Genomic DNA, 689 nt, shown 5'->3' with positions numbered 1-689 from the left:
AAGTTCTTTGACATGCTGGAACGTTAACGGATTATTTAATCCGTGAAGTAAAAATGTAGTAAAAAACACAGAGCCGTCGGTGTAGTGATACATCGACAAGGTAGAAATACAACACGACGCTAACGAACGTGAATAACCAAGGGCGCGCGGTGGATGCCTAGGCTCTCGGAGGCGATGAAGGACGCGATAAGCCGCGATAGGCCACGGCGAGGTGCAAGTAACCCTTGACCCGTGGATTTCCGAATGGGGCAACCCGGCTGGATAGATTCCAGTCATCCTAAATGGAGGCGAACGCGGGGAACTGAAACATCTCATTACCCGCAGGAGAAGAAAACAACAGTGATTCCCCCAGTAGTGGCGAGCGAACGGGGAATAGCCCAAACCGTTGCCGTTTCGGCGACAACGGGGTCATGGGACCACGACACTCGATAAACGTTCAAGCGCAATTACCTGGAAAGGTAAGCCGTGGAGGGTGATAGCCCCGTGCGCGTAAAGACGTTTAAAGACAGTGGCATCCCGAGTAGGGCGGGACACGAGAAATCCTGCCTGAATTCACCAGGACCGCCTGGTAAGGCTAAATACTCCCGAGAGACCGATAGTGAACCAGTACCGCGAGGGAAAGGTGAAAAGCACCCCTAGCCGGGGAGTGAAATAGACCCTGAACCCGCGCGCCTACAAGCGGTCGGAGC

1 rRNA gene is annotated in these 689 nt (G+C 53.7%); it reads left to right on the top strand.

What is annotated here, in order from left to right:
* Window positions 1–126: 126 nt before the first annotated feature.
* A 23S ribosomal RNA gene (locus H8S64_RS22245) occupies window positions 127–689 on the top strand; the annotation flags it as partial.

Origin of the sequence: Butyricimonas hominis (assembly GCF_014287455.1) — a bacterium.
Lineage (GTDB): Bacteria > Bacteroidota > Bacteroidia > Bacteroidales > Marinifilaceae > Butyricimonas > Butyricimonas muris.
This window is presented reverse-complemented; position numbering and strand designations above follow the sequence as displayed.